The organism is Okeanomitos corallinicola TIOX110 (assembly GCF_038050375.1).
Classification (GTDB): Bacteria; Cyanobacteriota; Cyanobacteriia; order Cyanobacteriales; family Nostocaceae; genus Okeanomitos; species Okeanomitos corallinicola.
The window spans coordinates 980,476-1,000,239 of the sequence record NZ_CP150886.1 but is presented as its reverse complement, the minus strand read 5'-3'; the positions used below and the strand labels follow the sequence as shown (position 1 = coordinate 1,000,239).

At 38.2% G+C, this 19,764-nt stretch carries 20 protein-coding genes; 8 read left to right on the top strand and 12 right to left on the bottom strand.

Features of this window, described 5'->3' with window-relative positions; genetic code table 11:
- Positions 1 to 20: 20 nt before the first annotated feature.
- The 6 genes from WJM97_RS04295 to WJM97_RS04270 form a co-directional block, all read right to left on the bottom strand.
- Positions 21 to 770 (bottom strand): DapH/DapD/GlmU-related protein, encoded by a 750-nt coding sequence (locus tag WJM97_RS04295; RefSeq protein WP_353931811.1) that lies wholly within the window; start codon positions 768 to 770, stop codon positions 21 to 23.
- 59 nt (positions 771 to 829) lie between these two features.
- Complete coding sequence (locus WJM97_RS04290) at positions 830 to 1,570, bottom strand: ABC transporter ATP-binding protein (RefSeq protein WP_353931810.1); 741 nt, start codon at positions 1,568 to 1,570, stop codon at positions 830 to 832.
- A gap of 83 nt (positions 1,571 to 1,653) precedes the next feature.
- Positions 1,654 to 2,307, bottom strand: a complete 654-nt coding sequence (locus tag WJM97_RS04285; protein ID WP_353931809.1) for a Uma2 family endonuclease — start codon at positions 2,305 to 2,307, stop codon at positions 1,654 to 1,656.
- A 25-nt stretch (positions 2,308 to 2,332) separates the two neighbouring features.
- Complete coding sequence (locus WJM97_RS04280; RefSeq protein WP_353931808.1) at positions 2,333 to 3,106, bottom strand: Uma2 family endonuclease; 774 nt, start codon at positions 3,104 to 3,106, stop codon at positions 2,333 to 2,335.
- Positions 3,107 to 3,180: 74 nt separating this feature from the next.
- A complete protein-coding gene (locus WJM97_RS04275) occupies positions 3,181 to 3,969 on the bottom strand; it encodes a Uma2 family endonuclease (protein WP_353931807.1) in 789 nt (262 codons plus the stop codon).
- Positions 3,970 to 4,112: 143 nt separating this feature from the next.
- Positions 4,113 to 4,919 carry an ABC transporter permease gene (locus WJM97_RS04270; RefSeq protein WP_353931806.1) on the bottom strand — a complete coding sequence of 269 codons (807 nt, stop codon included), beginning with the start codon at positions 4,917 to 4,919 and terminating at the stop codon, positions 4,113 to 4,115.
- A 205-nt stretch (positions 4,920 to 5,124) separates the two neighbouring features.
- On the opposite strand from WJM97_RS04270, the gene WJM97_RS04265 reads away from it, so the two are divergent.
- The 5 genes from WJM97_RS04265 (at position 5,125) to WJM97_RS04245 (ending at position 8,835) form a co-directional block, all read left to right on the top strand.
- On the top strand, positions 5,125 to 5,316 hold the full coding sequence (locus tag WJM97_RS04265) for a DUF2862 domain-containing protein (protein WP_353931805.1): 192 nt from the start codon (positions 5,125 to 5,127) through the stop codon (positions 5,314 to 5,316).
- A 69-nt stretch (positions 5,317 to 5,385) separates the two neighbouring features.
- Complete coding sequence (locus WJM97_RS04260) at positions 5,386 to 6,486, top strand: ArsA family ATPase (protein WP_353931804.1); 1,101 nt, start codon at positions 5,386 to 5,388, stop codon at positions 6,484 to 6,486.
- A 123-nt stretch (positions 6,487 to 6,609) separates the two neighbouring features.
- Positions 6,610 to 7,644 (top strand): chlorophyll synthase ChlG, encoded by a 1,035-nt coding sequence (gene chlG, locus WJM97_RS04255; RefSeq protein ID WP_353931803.1) that lies wholly within the window; start codon positions 6,610 to 6,612, stop codon positions 7,642 to 7,644.
- A gap of 85 nt (positions 7,645 to 7,729) precedes the next feature.
- Entirely contained in the window at positions 7,730 to 7,999 is a 270-nt protein-coding gene (locus WJM97_RS04250; protein WP_353933104.1) for a hypothetical protein, read from the top strand.
- A 281-nt stretch (positions 8,000 to 8,280) separates the two neighbouring features.
- Complete coding sequence (locus tag WJM97_RS04245; RefSeq protein WP_353931802.1) at positions 8,281 to 8,835, top strand: protoglobin domain-containing protein; 555 nt, start codon at positions 8,281 to 8,283, stop codon at positions 8,833 to 8,835.
- Between the two features lie 22 nt (positions 8,836 to 8,857).
- On the opposite strand, the gene WJM97_RS04240 is transcribed toward WJM97_RS04245, so the two are convergent.
- The 3 genes from WJM97_RS04240 to WJM97_RS04230 form a co-directional block, all read right to left on the bottom strand.
- Positions 8,858 to 9,811: an alcohol dehydrogenase catalytic domain-containing protein gene (locus WJM97_RS04240; protein ID WP_353933103.1), complete on the bottom strand. Its 954-nt coding sequence runs from the start codon at positions 9,809 to 9,811 to the stop codon at positions 8,858 to 8,860.
- 66 nt (positions 9,812 to 9,877) lie between these two features.
- On the bottom strand, positions 9,878 to 10,684 hold the full coding sequence (locus WJM97_RS04235) for an inositol monophosphatase family protein (protein ID WP_353931801.1): 807 nt from the start codon (positions 10,682 to 10,684) through the stop codon (positions 9,878 to 9,880).
- An 80-nt stretch (positions 10,685 to 10,764) separates the two neighbouring features.
- Positions 10,765 to 12,192: a BCD family MFS transporter gene (locus tag WJM97_RS04230; protein ID WP_353931800.1), complete on the bottom strand. Its 1,428-nt coding sequence runs from the start codon at positions 12,190 to 12,192 to the stop codon at positions 10,765 to 10,767.
- Positions 12,193 to 12,342: 150 nt separating this feature from the next.
- On the opposite strand from WJM97_RS04230, the gene WJM97_RS04225 reads away from it, so the two are divergent.
- On the top strand, positions 12,343 to 13,284 hold the full coding sequence (locus WJM97_RS04225) for an aldo/keto reductase (protein ID WP_353931799.1): 942 nt from the start codon (positions 12,343 to 12,345) through the stop codon (positions 13,282 to 13,284).
- 90 nt (positions 13,285 to 13,374) lie between these two features.
- Here WJM97_RS04225 and WJM97_RS04220 read toward each other — a convergent pair whose 3' ends face one another.
- Positions 13,375 to 14,877: a DEAD/DEAH box helicase gene (locus WJM97_RS04220; protein WP_353931798.1), complete on the bottom strand. Its 1,503-nt coding sequence runs from the start codon at positions 14,875 to 14,877 to the stop codon at positions 13,375 to 13,377.
- A gap of 120 nt (positions 14,878 to 14,997) precedes the next feature.
- Positions 14,998 to 16,314 (bottom strand): 30S ribosomal protein S12 methylthiotransferase RimO, encoded by a 1,317-nt coding sequence (gene rimO / locus WJM97_RS04215; RefSeq protein WP_353931797.1) that lies wholly within the window; start codon positions 16,312 to 16,314, stop codon positions 14,998 to 15,000.
- An 841-nt stretch (positions 16,315 to 17,155) separates the two neighbouring features.
- Here rimO and btpA point away from each other — a divergent pair.
- Positions 17,156 to 18,004 carry a photosystem I biogenesis protein BtpA gene (btpA, locus tag WJM97_RS04210; protein ID WP_353931796.1) on the top strand — a complete coding sequence of 283 codons (849 nt, stop codon included), beginning with the start codon at positions 17,156 to 17,158 and terminating at the stop codon, positions 18,002 to 18,004.
- Between the two features lie 69 nt (positions 18,005 to 18,073).
- On the top strand, positions 18,074 to 19,066 hold the full coding sequence (locus tag WJM97_RS04205; protein WP_353931795.1) for a vitamin K epoxide reductase family protein: 993 nt from the start codon (positions 18,074 to 18,076) through the stop codon (positions 19,064 to 19,066).
- A gap of 328 nt (positions 19,067 to 19,394) precedes the next feature.
- On the opposite strand, the gene WJM97_RS04200 is transcribed toward WJM97_RS04205, so the two are convergent.
- Positions 19,395 to 19,703 carry a hypothetical protein gene (locus WJM97_RS04200; RefSeq protein ID WP_353931794.1) on the bottom strand — a complete coding sequence of 103 codons (309 nt, stop codon included), beginning with the start codon at positions 19,701 to 19,703 and terminating at the stop codon, positions 19,395 to 19,397.
- Positions 19,704 to 19,764 lie beyond the last annotated feature (61 nt).

The following is a 19,764-nucleotide window of genomic DNA, read 5'->3' as shown; positions in this document are numbered from 1 at the left end:
TTTCATAGGTGGTTACATTTTTATTCACTTACAGTTTTAATTGAACGCGCTGGATTCCCCGCAACCATTTTGCCAGATGGGACATCTTTATTTACTACAGATGCAGCAGCAATGACAGATCCGTCACCAATGCAAACTCCAGGAAGAATGTTTGCTCCTGCACCAATAGCCACTTTGTTGCCAATTTTTGGTCCTTGAACACGTTCTTCATCATATCCCAATTTGCCAATTGCACGATCATTAGTAGTAGCTACTAAAACACTTATAAATACATCATCCCCAATTTCACAGTTACCTGTAATGTGAGTTAAATCCATAATTTTTGTGCGATCACCTATACAAGTATTATAATTTACAGTAACTCCTCTACTAAGAATACAAAATTCTCCTATCTTAACTCCTTCTCGGATAGAAGCGTTATCACCAATTAAAGTATTTTTTCCAATCTCCACATCATAATAAATTATGCTGTTAGGACCAATAGAGCAATTATCAGCTATAACTATTTTTCGCTCAAAATCTAATACTCTCGTTGTAGCACCTGCTCCTTTTGGCTGTTTACCAATATATGCTCCTGGAAATATTTCCACTCCATTTCCGATAACTACTCCCGATTCTATGGTTACATGAGGATGGATAATAACATTATTACCAATTTTTACGTTTTCTTCAATTACAACAAAGTTTTTAATTTCTGTATTTTCGCCAATGAAGTTACTCTTAACTATTGCAGTTTCACTAAACATAAGTTGGGATGCTTCAAGTTTCAAATATGAATATTTTGTAGTAACAATTTAATTACGAAATGCAAGTTAGCACTACATCAAATTTAAATTGGTTTCAAATTACTTAAATAACATTCTACTGTTTTATCGGCCTTGTCCATGAGGTTTAATTTACCTTTCTCAATCCAAACCGCGTGATCGCAAGAACTTTTTATGAATCCTAAATCATGTGAAACAACTAAAACAGTAGTATCCCCATCCCAAAAACTATCCATCCGCTGCTTACACTTATTCTTAAAACTCTCATCTCCCACAGATAAAACCTCATCCAAAATCAAAATATCCGGCTGCATATCCGTAGCAATCGCAAAACCCAAACGAGCCACCATACCGGATGATAAACCCTTGACTGGAACTAAAGCATAATCCTCCAACTCCGCAAACTCTAAAATAGACCTGGCTCTTTCTTTCATCTCAGACCTAGAAAATCCTAACAATACACCATAAAGGAGTATATTGTCCATAACTGAAATTTCTGGATCAAAACCCGCTCCCAACTCAATCAAAGGAGCAACTTGACCCTTTACTCTTACTGTTCCGGTGGTAGGTTGTAAGATTCCGGAAATTATTTTTAACAGCGTGGATTTACCAGAACCATTCGCACCTATTATCCCAATTTTTTCGCCTTTGTCAACTACTAAATCAACATGATCTAAAACTAATTTTTTGGCAGGTTGGCGATATTTACCTTCTACTATGGATAGTATAGTTTTCTTCAAGTCATAAGAAAACTCTTCCTGTGTACGTCTCCATAAACAAACTTGATCTAGTCGAATGACTTCCATTTACAATAAATCCATAAACTGATGTCGCCACAAATGAAAACAAGTCCATCCCCTGTTAGGTTTGTTGTAGTCATTATGTTCTCTTAACTTACACTATCAGGATCTATCCCTAAATCACGCAGTTTTGCCGCTAATTTATCCGCTCGTTGACGTTCACTTTCCGCTCTTTCTGCCAGTTCTGTTGGTATCAGTAATTTATCACCTGTATCTAATCGGTAAAATCTCAAAAGTTCTCCTTCTACTTCTAGACGTAATCCCAAAGGTTGAGATAGGTTATCTGTAATGGATTGATAAATCTCATTTTGTAATCTATAACCTTGCAATTTTTGATTTACCCATTCTCCCTTGGGATCAAATAACCAATATTCTAAAATACCTAATTGTTCATACAATAATTTTTTTTGTTCTTGATCTTGTTTCTGAGTGCCAGCACTTGTCATCTCAAATACAACTTGAGGAACTTGTCCTTCTTCCCAAACTTTATAATTATCTCTACCACCAGGAGGTACATCAAAAATTACCATGACATCTGGAGCAACTCTTAATTTGGGAAAACCTTGGGCGTAATATAAAAATTGATTTGCTAGTACCGTCGCTTGTCTGCCTGTAAGATATTGTTTGAGAACTTCTAAGGTTGTTAAAATTGCATAAAGATGTATGTAGGTTTCTGCCACTGGTTCATTATCACTACTAGGATATTCAATCTTGACCTCTGTTAATTTTACAGTTGTAGTCATAGTTTTTGCTTAATTTATGCCTAATTTACAAACTATCAGGTTCAATACCTAATTCTCTCAATTTTTGAGCTAGAATAGCTGCTTTATTCTCCGCTCCATCAGCACGCTGACGTTCAGATTCAGCTTTTTGGCGTTCAGCCTCAGCTTTTTCTGCTAATGTTGGCAACCAACCATCAGCATTATACCAACGCAACCACAAACCCTCTATATTTTGATAACTTCCCTGCCATAAACCTAAACCCATTTCTATTTCTTCTAACCAAAGGCGGTTTTCTGAGAGATTTATAGATTCATAACGAGTACCATGTAGTTTAAAACCACGAAATTTATTTTCATAGCGGTCATAAACAACATAATAAGGAATACGCAAAATGCGTTCATATACTTCCCATTTTGTTGGGGGTTTATTTACTTCCCGGAGAGTTCGTCCTAAGTCTTCTTGTTCTGTTCCTGGTGATAGTAATTCAACTGCTAGAAAAGGAGCAATTCCTTCTTGCCATACTACATAACTTAAACGTAAATGTTCCTGTTGATTACTATTAATAATCCCTAATACCATATACCAATCCGGGCGTTTATACCAACCAGGATGACGAGGATCATAATAAAGGTTTAAATCGCTGGCTAGTAAAATTTCCTCAGATGAATAATTGATAGGTTGACAAGTTTCACTGAGTAAATCTGCTTGTATACAATGAAATTCATCCGGCAATCCTGATTCTCCTACTAACTCGCTAGGTAAATCATACATTGTCGGCATAGTTTCTTCGGGTGGCAGAGGTGGATTATTTTGATACATACTCCATTCCCATCCTTAACTATCACAAATTCATTCCAAAAACAAAATAATTATCCCACCAATAACGCCTTCATTTACAAACTATCAGGTTCAACGCCTAGTTCTCTCAATTTTTGAGCTAGAATAGCTGCTTTATTCTCTGCTTCATCAGCACGTTGACGTTCAAATTCAGCCTTTTGACGTTCAGATTCAGCTTTTTTACGTTCAGATTCAGCTTTTCGTTCTTCAATTTCTGCCCTTTGGAGGGCAATTTCAGCTTTTCTAATTTCTTCTAAATTAGCTTCTTCTGGTGTAGGAACTAATTTTCCTTCAACCGTGAAATATCTTAACTTATCTTCCCAAACTCCTAAATATAAACCTAACTCTTGACTCCAATACCAGGAATTTTCTGATGCTGGAATAGTTTTATATTCACTATCTGTTAATCGCCATCCTACCAATTCTAAGGTATTAGGAGAAAACCAAAAATACTCAGGAGTGCGGAATTGATTTTGATACAACTGTTTTTTCAATCCCTTATCTACTTTGGCTGTAGAATCAGAAAGTAATTCAATGATCACATTGGGATATTTACCATCTTCTTCCCATGTTACCCAAGACAGACGCGGACGTTTTTGGGTGTCTTTGACTAGAAAAAAGTCTGGTCCTCTAAAGTCTCGATTTTTTAACTGTTGTCGGCTATAGTAAATGCTAAGATTTGCACCAATAAAAAAATCTTTCCGATCACGCCATAACCATTCTAAACAAGTGACTAATATTAATAATTGTGTATAGTGTAATGAGCTTTCCATTTCTGGTTCGTCGCTGAGAAGTTCGGTGCAATCTGGCATTAATGCTTCTATTTCTTGTGCGGTTAAAGCCATAGTTTTTATTAGAAGTATGAGGATAAATTACTATCTTTAAATTAATTATAAACTATCACTATCTAATTTGTATTATTATCAAATAATAGCTATATTAAACCGAATCAATAAACTGATATCGCCATCAATTAAAACAAGTCTATCTACAATAAATCCATAAACTGATGTCGCCACAAATGAAAACAAGTCCATCCCAAAGATAAAATAATTATGCCACCAAGTAACGCCCCCCATATTAACCCTAAATCTGGTGCTGCACCTGATAATGTAATTTGACGTAGACTTTCAATTATCGGTGATAAGGGATTTAAACTTAAAAATGGCTTAACTTGGGGTGGTACAATCGCTGCGGGATAAAATACCGGACTACTAATCCAAATCACAAATGTAACTAACTCATAAAAGTAAGGCAAATCTCTGAAAAATACATATAAAGCACTGACCAAAAACCCAATTCCTGTACAGACTAGAATTAATGCCAGAAATGGAAACACTAAGGCTAGGACATTGATCAGACTTTTGGAGTTGAATAAAGTGATTAATGCTAGTAACGGAAATGCCCCAACAGAAAATTGAAATACATTTGCTGCTATCATTGATACAGGAAAAACACTAACTGGCAAACGGATTTTATTTAATAATGCTCCATTCCCAACTACACTGGCTAGAGCTTGGGATGTGGAAGCTGAGAAAAAATTAATTACTATCAGTCCTGTAAATGCTGCTAATACGTAGTTAATGATCGAGTTTCCATAGTAAGATGCAAAGGTAGCTCCAAAAATGGCAGTGTAAAGTCCTGTCATGATTAAAGGATTTAGTAACGACCAATAAACACCCAGGAATGAACCCCGATAGCGTACTTTTAATGTCCGCGATACCAAGACGTGCAATAATTCCCAGTAACGCTGCACCTGTAATTTAGTTAAATTATTTTTAATAGAAAGGGTCATTCTTGAGTACCACCACAGGCCATTGCCAAATCATTCCGGCATTTTATCCTATTTTCAGCATTAATTTAACTCCAACTATCAGGATCTACACCTAATTATTTTAACCTTTGAGCTAGGATAGCTGCTTTAACCTCTCCTTTATCAATGCCAACAAAGTCCCAGATTCCGCTACACTGAGACTTGGATTATTGGATTGTAACTAAATATGGAAATCGGACAAAAGGTTAAAGTAGTTCGTTTGCGCGATCGCGTATCTGCCTCTATCGCTGGAAAACTCGGCAAAGTAGGCATAATTGAAGGCTACAAAGTTACTGATGGTATGGGTATTGGCGTAGTAGTCAAATTTGACGACAACTTCTCCACCTGGTTCTTTGATGATGAAATTAAAACTGTATAGTCAAGTGACAGTTTTAGATGAATGCTAAGTTAGGAGTTGAAACGATAGGCGGTAATTGGAACTCAAGAAATGGCCTTGATACTGACATTTTTAGGCAAAAACGGCATCGTTCGTAGCAAAATAGCGATCGCCGCAGCCAAGCTATTGGCAAACCAAGGCAAACGGGTACTTCTAGCAGGATTAGCAGAACCAACGTTGCCAATTTTACTGGAAACTACCCTGTCTCCTGACCCCCAAGAAATCGCTCCCAACTTGCAAGCAGTACAGTTTCAAGCATCTGTACTGCTAGAACGCAACTGGGAAGAATTGAAAAAACTAGAAGCTCAATATCTCCGCACACCAATTTTTAAAGAGGTGTACGGGCAAGAACTGGTAGTTTTACCAGGTATGGACAACGCCCTCGCTCTCAATGCTATTCGTGAATATGATGCCAGTGGCAAATATGACGTAATTATCTATGATGGCACAGGAGATAACTCCACTTTGCGGATGCTGGGAATGCCAGAATCCTTGAGTTGGTATGTGCGGCGCTTTCGGCAATTATTTGTTAACTCTGACTTGGGTAAAGCAATATCTGAATCTCCTCTGATTCAACCGGTGATCACCAGTTTATTTAATGTTAACTGGACAGCTGATAATTTTGCCCAACCCACTAACCAAGTTAATAATTTACTCGATCAAGGAAAAGCTGCTTTAGCTAATCCAAACCGGATCGCTGCTTTTTTGGTGACAACACCAGATACCCTAGATGTAGCAAGTTCCCGTTACCTTTGGGGTACTGCTCAACAAATTGGTTTAACTATTGGTGGCACTATTTTAGTATCTGCCGATAATAACACTGACCTAGCCGCAGAATTTACACCTCTACCAGTGACCATTGTTCCCGATGTATCTCAAGGTGAATGGCAACCCCTGATAGATGCCCTACCTAATTTTATGGAACAAGCATCAAAAGCACCTAAACCAATGGAAATAGACGTACATAATCGTCAAGTACGCTTATTTTTACCAGGTTTTGATAAAAAACAAGTCAAACTCACTCAACAAGGGCCAGAGGTCACGGTGGAAGCTGGAGATCATCGCCGTAATATCTTCTTACCCCCCGCTCTCAGTGGTAAACCCATAACCGGGGCAAAATTTCAAAATAGTTATTTGATAATTTCTTTTTAGTTTTGACAGGTGACAGGTGACAGGTGACAGGTGACAGTAGGAAATAGCGAGATAGTGAGAAAATTCCCTGTTCCCTGTTCCCTGTTCCTTTCTTTTCCTAGCACCAATTACCTATTACATCTGATGTCTGAATCAAATCCCATTAATCAAAATCCTCAACCAAATGAGGCAGTAGAATCTACAAATCAGCCAGCAACAAACCTAGAAGATCGTAATGCGAAAACTCGTCAACTTCTGGGTATGAAAGGTGCTGCAACCGGAGAAACATCAATCTGGAAAATTCGTTTACAGTTGATGAAACCTATCACCTGGATTCCTTTAATCTGGGGTGTGGTCTGTGGTGCAGCATCTTCAGGAAATTACACCTGGAGTTTGGAAAATGTCTTAAAAGCAGCTTTGTGTATGTTGCTTTCTGGTCCTTTGTTAACTGGTTACACCCAAACCATCAATGATTATTATGACCGGGAAATAGACGCAATTAATGAACCTTACAGACCGATCCCTTCTGGGGCAATTTCGGAAAAACAAGTAATTAGCCAATTCGTGCTTTTAGTATTATTAGGATATGCAGTAGCCTACACTTTAGATTTATGGGCAGGTCATGAATTTCCTAATGTTTTAATGTTGTCTGTTTTTGGGTCTTTTATCGCCTATATCTATTCTGCACCACCATTAAAATTAAAACAAAATGGTTGGTTAGGAAACTATGCTTTAGGTGCAAGTTATATCGCTCTACCTTGGTGGGCTGGTCATGCTTTATTTGGTGAGCTAAATTGGAAGATTGTAGTTCTCACTTTATTTTATAGTTTGGCTGGTTTAGGTATTGCTATTGTTAACGACTTCAAAAGTGTTGAAGGCGATCGCCAACTCGGTTTAAAATCATTACCAGTCATGTTTGGTATCCAAACTGCGGCTTTAATTTGTGTAGTCATGATTGATTTATTCCAAGGTTTAGTTGCAGGTTATCTCGTCACCATTCACGAAAATCTCTACGCTGCCATCCTGGTATTATTAATCATTCCTCAAATCACTTTCCAGGATATGTATTTTCTCCGTGACCCCATCGCTAATGATGTTAAATATCAAGCCAGCGCTCAACCTTTCCTAGTCTTTGGAATGTTAGTCACAGGTTTAGCATTAGGACACGCAGGAATTTAGCTTAATATATCTTTAGCTAGAAGTGATCAATCAGGAGTTAGGAGTTATATTAGTTCCTAACTCCTCACTTTTATTAGAATTTGCCGTGTTAAGTTTTTTATCTTTTCTCATTCATGGAATACAACCATTCCTAATTCCGATTTGCTTTGTTGTTGCTTGGAGTATGATTATTTTAGTATTTCTAAACTTATGGATAGTAACTAAAAATACTGTAAAAACTGCCAAAAAAATGCACCAAATCCCCTGTCATAAATGCCAGTTTTTTACTAATAATTACCGCCTTAAATGTACGGTAAATCCTTACATTGCTAACACAGAAGAAGCCATTAATTGTAAAGATTATCAGGCTAATTAATATTTTAGTTTGTGGAAAAAGGCTCTGTACCTCTATGATAATTAATCTGATAAATGAGAAGATTACTAAAAAACAAGTTGGGGATCTGATACCATCCTCTATATCCTTAAATCCTGTACTTCGACTATCGCTCAGTAACCAGATATCATGATTCTGACATCAAATTATGTAAATTCCCATACAAACTACAAATATTTGTTACAAATATTGCCATCTTCACAACTTCCTCAACTTTGTAAGTTAAATTACAACAAGTAAATAGCAAAGCTAAAGGATAAATTATGAGTATAGATCCAGTAGTATTTATGACTACCTTAGTCAGAAGATTTGATTTTACAGAAAAAGATAAAGAAATTTTAAAAGCAAATGCAGATTGGGGATTAGAAATTGCCGCAGAAATGGCAGATCATTTCTATGGTTATTTAGGACGTGATGAGGAAATGAACGCGGTTTTAAACGAAACCGAAGGAAGAGTTCATAGATTAAAACAAACCTTTGTTACCTGGTTTCATGAAATGTTTACAGGTATTGATAATTGGGGTGATAACTATGCCCAAAGAAGATGGAAAATAGGTTTAGTTCATGTTAAAGTTGGCATTCAACCCCAACATATAGTCCCAGGTATGGCTACAGTAGTTAATGAAGTTGGGAAAAAGCTGAAAACTGAAGGAAAATCAGAAGAATTACAAGCAGCTTTGGGCAAAATTTGCATGATTGATTTAGCATTTATTGAACAATCTTATATAGATGTTGCCACAAATGCAGTTTTAAAAGAAACCGGTTGGTCAGCAGCTTTATTTAAACGTTTAGTTAGCAATGGTGCAGCATCAATGTGAGTTGATTTGTTTTTTAAATTTACTAATTCATATCCAACAATACCTTTAAAACTCCCTTCGTTTGGGCTTTTTCAAAAGCTGCTAGACCTTCACTTAGGGAATAATAACTATTAATTAGTGGTGTGACATCTACCTGGTTTGTCGCTAATAATTCCAACGCGGGAGAAAAGGGACCACAACGAGAACCTATCAGGGTGATTTCATCTACCACTAATGAAGACATATCCACACTTAAATTACCAGCATAGGTACTTTTTAAAACTAATGTACCTCTAGGACGTAAAGCGCGACGTGCAGTAGCAAAACCTTCAGGATTTCCTGTACAATCAACAGCAATATCAAAACTTCTATCTTTGATACTATCAGCTAAACCTGTTTTTATTCCCAGATTTTCTAAATTTTGTAATTTATCTTTGTGTCTTCCCACTACTAATAAATCACAACCAGTTAAAGCTAAAGTTTGAGAAATTAATTGTCCTAATTTTCCATCTCCCACTACTAAAACTCTATCATCTGGAGTTATTTTTACCTGTTCTTGAATTTCTAAAGCTGCTGCAATAGGTTCAGTAAAAGTTGCTGCGTCTGTAGAAACGTTTTCTGGAACAATATGCAGGTTTTTTTCAGGTAAAGATAGATATTCAGCAAAAGCACCATTTCTATTCACAATACCTAAAACGGTACGATTTTCACAATGGGTAGGTACTCCTTGCAAACAAAAACGACAATAACCACAAGCTGCGTTAATTTCTCCAACAACTCTTTTATTAATTAAATGTTCTGAACCTTTTTCAACAACTCCTACAAACTCATGACCTAAAATTCCTTGATAGGGATAATAACCTCTGAGTAATTCTAAATCAGTGTTACAAATTCCTGCACGCAAAACTTTTATTAAAGCTTCTCCATCTGCTGGTTGAGGAATGGGAATATCTGTTTTTAATTGTAGTTGATTATTTTCTAGCCAAAGTGCTTTCATGATTTTATTATTAGTCATTAGTCATTAGTTATTAGTCATTAGTTTTTCCCAATCACCAATTACTAATTACAATTTAATACCTTCTAGAAATGGTGTAAATACAGATTCCACTTTTGGATCACTAACAACCATTGTGGGAAAAGATATATTGCTATAATCTGTCCCTGATATTAATGGAAAAGGGTCATTTTTTAATGATATCCAACTTCCACCAGCAGCTTGTAGAATTACCCATGCACCTGCAATATCCCATACTTTGGGAGTCGCTTCAATACCTCCCAAAACTGCACCAGTTGCAACGGTTAAAAAGTTATAACTTGCAACTCCTAACATTCTTAATTTACAAGGAAATCCCGGTTGAATAATTCCCGTACTCCGAGAACAAAGATTAAAAAAGTGATTCCCACTCGGATAATCTTTACTGGTATGAATAGGATGGTTATTTAAAAATGCTCCTGTTGGTGTTTGTAACCCTGATGAACCAGGCCAAAAACCATGAAATGCTTGATTTAATGGTGGGGCGTAAACATAACCAAAAATGGGTGTACCTCGATAAAGTAAACCGAGAGAAATTGACCAAATAGGAATACCCCGTGTAAAGTTGGTTGTCCCATCTAAAGGATCAATTACCCAACACCATTCTGTATCGGGAAAAGTTTTATCACTTTCTTCACTTAAAATACCATAACCAGAAAAATTAGAGGCGATCGCATCTCTAATTTCTTGATCAGCCCATTTATCAGCTTGAGTAACTAAACTACCATCGGCTTTTTGAGAAGCTTGTACTTTGCCAAAATCCCGCATTAATTGTTTTCCGACTCTGGTAGTAGTAGTTTCGGAAAAATCTAAAATCGAATTCCAAAAATCATTCATTTGTTATTTGTTATTAGTCATTGTTCATTAGTCATTAGTTATAGGAAAGTAGATAAATTAAATTACCTATTACCTATTATCTAATCTAGATCACTTTCTAAAACAGAAGCTAAAGCTTGTTTAGTATTAGTTTGAAATTCCTGCACATTTATTTTACTTAAAAAACTTAGTGATATGATCATTCCTAATGCTTCTAAAGCAAAAACTAAACCGTAAGCTAAGACTAAATTATTAGGTAATAAATTACGACCTATATCTAAAACAGTACCACCGATAAAGATAGCTATACCTCTAGATATAGATTGTGCTAATCCCCAAGCACCAATAAAAGTACCTGCGGCTTCTGCAACAGTTAAATCTAACATTAAACTAACAGCAGCAGTTGTTAAGAAACCTGTAGATAAACCAAATATCACTAACCCAACTTTTAGCACGTTAGGATTAGCAGAAAACCCAGAAAAGCCAAGTAGTAAAGCCGAAAAAGCGACTAAAAAACAACCTAATCTTATAGTTCTTTTTTTACCTAATCTTGGCACAATAAAAAACCCTGTGATCCCATAAGCAATTAAAATTCCTGTCCCATAAAAAACGTTGAGTTGGGTACTTTCAGATAAAGGCATATTAAAAACTTGACCCGCATAAGGTTCTAAAATTGGGTCTTGCATAAACAAACTAATTGTCATCACTAATAAAAATGTGAAAAACAAACCTGTTTGGGGACTAGCTGTTAATATTGACCATGCTTTACCTAAACCAATACTATCTTCTCGGTTTCCTGGTGTGGAACGTTGGGAAAATCGGGAATATTTTTTTTCTACACCAAAGGTAGCAATTATTGATAACCCAAAAACAATACCGGGAACAACCATAAATAGGCGATTAACGGCATTTTGTAAGGTTTCCAAGGTTGCATCACCATCTAGTTGTTTTAATAAACTGGAACTAACAATTGCTCCAACTATAATTCCTACCATTAGCATTGACCAAACAATACCAACGACTTGGGAACGGTTATCTTCTTCGGAAATATCTACTAATAAAGCTGCAAATGTTGTCCCACTTAAACAAATTGCTAAACCATAAATAGCAAAAACTAAACCTAAAAGTGCTGTTAAACCCATGGTTTGGGTTGTCCATACCCAGGTATCACCACTTGCTGCGTTTAACAACCATATCACTTGTATCGCTAAAAAGGCAGCGATCGCAAATATTCCCGCTCCTACCCATACATAAGCTGTGCGATGATAACCTAAAAAGGGTTTAACATCGGAAATCTGTCCAAACCAAATCCTTGTCGGTGCAACAAAAGCTGGTAAGGCTAAAACTAAGGAGACTAAGGTTGCAGGAATAGCTATTTCTTGAATCATGACTCTGTTCAGTACCCCCAGAGTCAAAATAGACATCATACTTAACCCCATCTGGAATAATCCTAGCCTAAACATTGTCACTATATTGACTTTTGGTTTTGCTAGATATTCTGTTGGGGGATCAAAAATTTCACCTGCCATAGTTACTTGCTGCTATTGCTTACAGAATTTAACCTTTCATTAAATAAGATAAACTGAAATCCCTCAACTCTTTCGATTCACCTGAACAAGTTGAGAGAAGACGCTAAACTAAAAAAGGTAAAGAAATGTAAATATAATTATTTTAACAACATGGAAACTATCACACTAGGTAAAACTGGCTTAACTGTCCCCCCCCTATGTATAGGAACTTGGGCATGGGGTGATAAACTTTTTTGGAATTACGGTGATGCTTACGGGGAAGAACAGTTACAAGCGGCTTTTAATGCTGCTGTAGAAGCTGGGGTGACATTCTTTGATACTGCGGAAATTTACGGGTTAGGACTTTCTGAACAGTTTTTAGGAAAGTTTATGAAACAAAACCCCGAAAAAGTGCAAGTTGCGACTAAGTTTGGTCCTTTACCCTGGCGTTGGGATGGCAAATCTGTATCTGAAGCGTTGACAGAAAGTCTCAAACGGCTACAGGTTGAAAGAATAGAATTATACCAAGTTCATTGGCCATTTACATTTTTACTTAGTCAAGAAACTTTGATGAATACCTTAGCCGACGAAGTACAGCGGGGAAGAATTGGCTCAATCGGTGTCAGTAATTATTCGGCGGCGGAAATGCAAGCAGCACACAAAACTTTATCCGCACGGGGAGTACCTTTAGCAGTTAACCAAGTGCGTTATTCTTTATTAACAAGACAAATCGAGACTAATGGTATTTTACAAACTGCCCGTAATTTAGGCATCACAATATTAGCTTACAGTCCCTTAGCTCAGGGATTATTAACAGGTAAATATACAACTGCTTACAAACCTACAGGTGCTAGAAGCATAGACCCGCGATTTAGTCAAGATGGTTTAAATAAAATTGCGCCAGTTTTATCTTTATTAACAAAAATTGGGGAAAAATATGATTGTACCCCTGCCCAAGTAGCCCTTAACTGGTTAATTGCCCAGGGGAACGTAATACCCATTGCGGGAGTCAAAAACGCCGATCAGGTAAAACAGAATGTCGGCGCTTTAGGTTGGAACATGACCGATGATGAGTTAGGCGAGTTAGAGCAAATCACCCAACCCTGGAAATAAGAAATTTCCACACAAAATCCCATTTTTGATTGAGAAAGGGAAAAATAGTCAATCATCCGTCATCTGTCACAGAGGCGTAGTGCCTGTTACCTATTCTCTATGAGAGCCTAATTTCTGATTACCGGGTGTAATGGAAGGTTCACGGCGATCATTCCGTAATTTTGGTTTGGGGGTTGGACGGTTATCACCACCATTTCTGTCAGATTTAGACCAAGAACGGTTGCGATCGCCACCATCACGACGCTTTTTGGGTTTGGGGGTAGGTTCTTCTGCGGGAACATCTACACCATTTTGCAACCAAGCGGGACGGGTTTGATCATAGGCAATTTGTAAAGCCGCAGCAGCGATCGCCTGAGCATCATATTTTTCAGTCAATTCGCTAATAATAGGCAAGAATGAAGCCAACCGTTCACCGGCTAAAGCTTCGGAAACCTGATCTTTCAACTTCTGAATATGTCGAGCTTCAATTTGCGCTCTGGTAGGAATTGTCAACACCTGCCAAGTTTGGCGGTTATGGCGTTCAAATGCCTGTTGCTTACGACGTTCAAAGGGTTGTACTAAAGAAATTGCAGTTCCTTCCTTACCAGCACGACCGGTTCTACCAATCCGGTGAACGTATGTTTCTGCGCTATCCGGTAAGTCATAATTAATGACGTGGGAAAGCAGATCCACATCTAAACCACGGGCGGCAATATCTGTAGCTACCACCCAGCGCACTTGACGGTTACGGAAACGAATCAATAATCTTTCCCGTGCTTGCTGAGATAAATCACCATGATATTCGTCCACACTATGACCGGCGGCTTGCAATTGATTGGTTAATTCTGCTGCTGTCCGTCGAGTCCGCACAAAGATTAAAGCTGTTTCTGGATCTTCCATTTCCAAGATTGGCTGTAAAGCTTTAGCCTTTGTCCAATGTCGAGGAATTAAATAAGCTACCTGGTTAATTTTGTTAGGTGTAGCTTTAGGTTGTTGCACGGTAACGGTAACTGGAGAATTGAGGAACTTGTTCACCAGTTGACGAATAGATGGGGGCATGGTTGCCGAGAATAACGCGGTTTGACGCTCGTTAGGAGCTTGGGACAAAATTTTGATCACATCATCAATAAAGCCCATACTCAACATTTCATCAGCTTCATCTAAAACAAACCATTTCACTTGGTCTAGTTTTAAAGAACCCCGATCTAATAAATCAATCATTCGACCGGGAGTACCGACAACAACATGAACACCACGTTTGAGTTGGGAAATCTGCCGATCAATTGACTGTCCACCATAGATAGCTAATACCCGCAATCCATCGTCACCCATAAATTGGGAGATGGCATCATGAACCTGCATTGCTAGTTCACGGGTGGGTGTTAACACAATGGCTTGCACTGCTCTTTTGCCCACATCCAATTTTTCTAACATTGGTAGCGAGAAAGCAGCGGTTTTACCTGTACCTGTTTGGGATTGACCAACTACATCACGACCTGATAACAGTTCAGGAATGGCTTGAGCTTGAATATTTGTAGGTGCGGTAAAGCCAATTTTTTCTAATTGCTCAACACGCTCTTGGGAAATACCTAGTTCTTGGAAAGTAAGACTCATTAATTCTCCTAGATTTTTTTGTGTTTTTTGGACTTTTAATACCGATACTTATTAAATTTGGTCATGGGTAATAGGTAGTTAATTGAAAATCATCTCTTACCTGTCACCTGTCACCATTCCTTAGCTGACAATTTGACCATAGAGGTCGTAAGCATCGGCACTGTGAATTTTTACTTGTACGATAGTTCCTAGCCTGGCTTGGCCTGCAACATATACTTGACCATCCACTTCTGGAGAAAATCTGCCAGAACGACCGATTAATTCTCCACTCTGGGGGTTTTCTTGCTCAATCAGGACATCAACTATTTTGCCGATTTCCTGTTGGTTTTTTTCCAGGGAAATTGGTTGTTGGAGTGCCATAATTTGGTCACGACGCTCCGCCATTACTTCTGTGGAAACTTGATTAGTTAAGCTGTAGGCAGGTGTTTCTGCTTCTGGGGAAAAGGTGAAGACACCAACATGATCAAATTCATGTCTTTGAGTAAAGTCTAGTAAATGCTGGAAATGCTCTTGTGTCTCTCCAGGAAAACCAACTATAAATGTGGTTCGCAACACAGCTGATGGTATTTCCACTTTCAACCGCTCAATAATGCTGTCATTAACACGACCCTGCCAAGGACGATTCATGGCACGCAGTATTTCTGGATGAGAATGCTGTAAGGGCAAGTCTAAATAGGGTAGGACGTTTGGCGTGTCTTGAATTGCCGCTATTACATCTGGAGTCAGCCCGGTAGGATAGGCGTAGTGCATTCTAATCCACGGTATCTCTACTTTCCCCAAAGCTCGCAGTAATTCCGCTAGTTTTGGCTTACCGTAAATATCTAAGCCGTAGTTGGTGGTGATTTGGGATATGAGAATGATTTCTTTTACCCCTTGTTGAGCCAGTTGTTCGGCTTCGGCCACTATTGATTCAATAGTACGCGATCGCTGGTTGCCTCGAAGATGAGGAATGATACAAAATGCACAACGATAATCACATCCTTCTGCAACTCTTAGGTAGGCTACTCCTTCCGTTGTAGTCCTATACCTTGGTGTTGTTTCATCAGCTATGTAGGTCGGTTCAGCACTGATTTCTTTGACTCGCTCTCCCTGCTCTACTCGCTCAATCACATTGACTATTTTGTGATAATCTCCTGTCCCTACTACTGCTACTGCTTCTGGCAACTCTTCCAATAATTGCTCTTGAAAGTGTTGCGCCATACAACCAGTAATTACTACTTTTTTGTTGGCTTCTGCCAGTTCTACTAAGGTTTTTACCGATTCTTCCCTAGCGGCTTCAATAAAACTACAGGTATTAACGATTACATAATCAGCTAACTCTTCATTGGAATCAACACCATAGCCTGCTTCTACCAACAGTCCTAACATATGTTCTGTGTCTATTCGGTTTTTCTCGCAGCCCAGGTGTGAAATGGCAATTGTTGGCTTGTCACCCATATTTTGAAAATATCTTCAATTTTTTTTCCGTAAAGTTAAACATTTTCAAGCATTACAGAGATTTTCAGGCGCTTTCTCCTGCACCTTTTAATAGGACTTGACAATGGTTTTTACCACTGCTAGTAAATGCCCGTAGAAGTATCACCCTAATCATTATTCATGATTAAGGTCATGCTATGATGTTTTTATTAATTTGTTTCCCAGGGTAAATTCAAGTGTCTTGGGTTAATTTTGACACTTTCAATATTTGTTAACGATTCGCCTATTTGGTATTTTACACCACCGCAGCGTGTGCGTTGTTAATTTACCCATCGGGAAGCCGCCCAAAGGGCTGTTTTTGAGAAGTCGCTACCCTCAGGGAAATCGCACTATGCGACTACGCCTTATAAACCAGTAGTGCTGCCCTATATCTGAGACTGCTGCTACGACTGTGTGCGTACAAGATGCCTAGTTAAAGGGAAACTGCCTTAGTTCTTGTGAGTGGCAAACTCCTCTTCGAGTCAGGTTTTATCTTAACATATCTTATGAAAGGTTTAACGTTAATTTCCATCTTCAGCAAGAGGAGATTGATTAAATCTTGAATGAACCGCCGAAGCAATTAGCTATTAGCTATCAGCTATCAGCTTTTTAAAACTTTTGTTTGATATGGATCTGAAAATTTGTGATCGCTGTATTTTGACCAATAATTTTTTGATGGTACAAGCAATTGATTCTGGGAATCAATCCTCAATCGAAAATTCAAAACCAGGGCAAATTTCTGAATTTTTGCTCTTGCTGTTATTGGCTAATTGCTGATTGCTTACTTAAAAACTTTGAATAACGCATTAGTAAATTTAAAGACGTGGAATTACATCAACTTTTCAAAACTCACAGACCGATTATTGGGGTGGTTCATTTGCTACCCCTACCGACCTCAGCCCGTTGGGGAGGTAGTCTCAAAGCTGTAATTGACCGCGCGGAACAAGAAGCTACAGCCCTAGCTAGTGGAGGGGTAAATGGTTTAATTGTGGAAAACTTTTTTGATGCTCCGTTTACAAAAAATCATGTTGATCCGGCTGTTGTCAGTGCCATGACGGTGGTAGTACAACGGATACAAAATTTAGTCACTTTACCTGTGGGTTTAAATGTTTTAAGGAATGATGGTAAAAGTGCAATGGCGATCGCCAGTTGTGTAAAAGCCCAATTTATCCGGGTAAATGTCCTCACAGGAGTGATGGCCACTGATCAAGGATTAATTGAAGGGGAAGCCCATGAATTACTGCGCTATCGTCGGGAATTAGGTGCTGATGTGAAGATATTGGCTGATGTGTTAGTTAAACACGCCCGTCCTTTAAGTTCTCCTAACCTCACAGTTGCAGTTAAAGACACGATAGAGAGGGGTTTAGCTGATGGGGTAATTTTATCAGGTTGGGCAACTGGCAGTCCGCCCAATTTAGAGGATTTAGAATTAGCCTCCAATGCAGCTGGAGATACTCCCGTCTTTGTTGGTAGTGGTGCTAACTGGGAAAATGTGGGTACTTTAATGCAAGGAGCAGATGGTGTAATTGTTTCTAGTTCCTTAAAACGTCATGGTCAAATTTCCCAACCTGTTGACCCAATTCGTGTGAGTCAATTTGTAGAAGCTGCCCATCGCAGTTGGAGTTCTAAAGGTGAAACTAAATCGAATTCTTCATTAAAATTACATTCGTAAATGTGTAATGAGGTAATGGGTAATATCACCAATTACTAATCACCAATCACCAATTACTAATCACCAATTATGATTCGTCGTCGTTCTACTCCTTGGATTCATAAATGGTCGCGTCCTTTGATTGGAGCGATCGCTGGTCTTGGTATCCTCAATACAGGGTATCTCACTTACGAAAAGCTCACAGGAGGTAGTCCTGTTTGTACTACCCCAGAAAATGTTAAAGGTTGTACTGATGTCCTTTCTAGTCCTTGGGGAACAGTGTTTGGCCAACCCTTAGCTTTGTTTGGGTTGTTGGCATATATGAGTATGTTGATCTTGGCTTTAGCTCCCTTAGCATTCAAGTCAGGGGAAAAAGACAGCAAGAAAAACCTTAAACAAATAGAAAACTTGACCTGGTGGTTTTTACTACTTGGGGCGATCGCCATGTCAGTTTTCAGTGCATATTTAATGTATGTGCTGGCATTTGAACTCAAAGCCTTATGTTGGTACTGTATTGCTTCGGCCTTATTTGCTTTGAGTATGTTAACTTTGACCATTTTAGGCCGAGACTGGGAAGATGTTGGGCAAATCCTATTTAATGGTTTGATTGTCGCTATGGTGACGTTAATTGCTACTTTGGGGGTTTACTCTGGCATTAATAAAGATGGAACTGTGGGATCTACCGATGGAGTCCAGCAGATAGCTGCTTTTTCTCCCAAAGAACAGCCTAACCCTGAATTTGGCTGGGAAATTACCACTGTATCTGGAGAAGCAGAAATCGCTTTAGCAAAACATTTAATCCAAACTGATGCCAAGGAATATGTAGCTTATTGGTGTCCTCATTGCCACGAACAAAAGCTATTGTTTGGTAAAGAAGCTTATCAAATCATCAGTGATAATATTGCTGTAGAATGTGCTGCGGATAGTCCTAAAGGTAAACCACAAGTTTGTCGAGATGCCAAAATTCAGGGTTTTCCTTCTTGGATTATTAATGGCAAAATTTATGGTGGTGTACAAAATTTAGAAGAACTAGCAAATATTACTGGTTATACTGGTCTGCGTAATTTCAAATATTTTAGGTAAACGTCTGTCACAAATTAAGCCATAATTAGGGGTTGCTGATAAAGTCTTGTCGTGGAGACAGGTGACAGGTGACAGGTGACAGGTGACAGTTTCAAGAGTTGGATGGGAACTATTTTTCCTTGAAGCAGGAATTAAATGCAAGGTTTTTCAGTTCTCACCTCATCAAAGCTTGCATTTTTTGAAAGTCAAAATCGCTAAAATCGTTTACCTGTAATGTTTTGAGATTTATTCAGCAAGCCCTAATTAAATCCCTAACTTCAGCATTAGTTTTAGTTAGGGATTTTGCGACGATTGCGGGTCATCCGACCAATTTATTTCTACAAAAACCTTAATTCTCCAAACACTGAGTATTACTCCAAATTCCTCCAGAGTTTTGACATTCTTTTTGATCTTTAATACCAACCATGGAGGTAGGGGTAATAGTGTTTAAGTTGGATGTAACATAGGAGATCATGAAAGAACCGATATAAAAACCACAAAATATTAAAGTTCCAAAAAAAAACGTAAAGCTGACACACTTAATAGCAAATAAAGCGGAGAAATTGAGTTCTTTGCCTGATGGGGGAAAGCGCATAGATTTCCTTGGTGTAATGTTAGTGGTAGATAACACCTTGGGAATGTTTACGCGCTGATTCATGCGACGTACAAAATTAATTGAATTAATTTATGGCAGAAAATTTTCGATATTTCTGTTATCT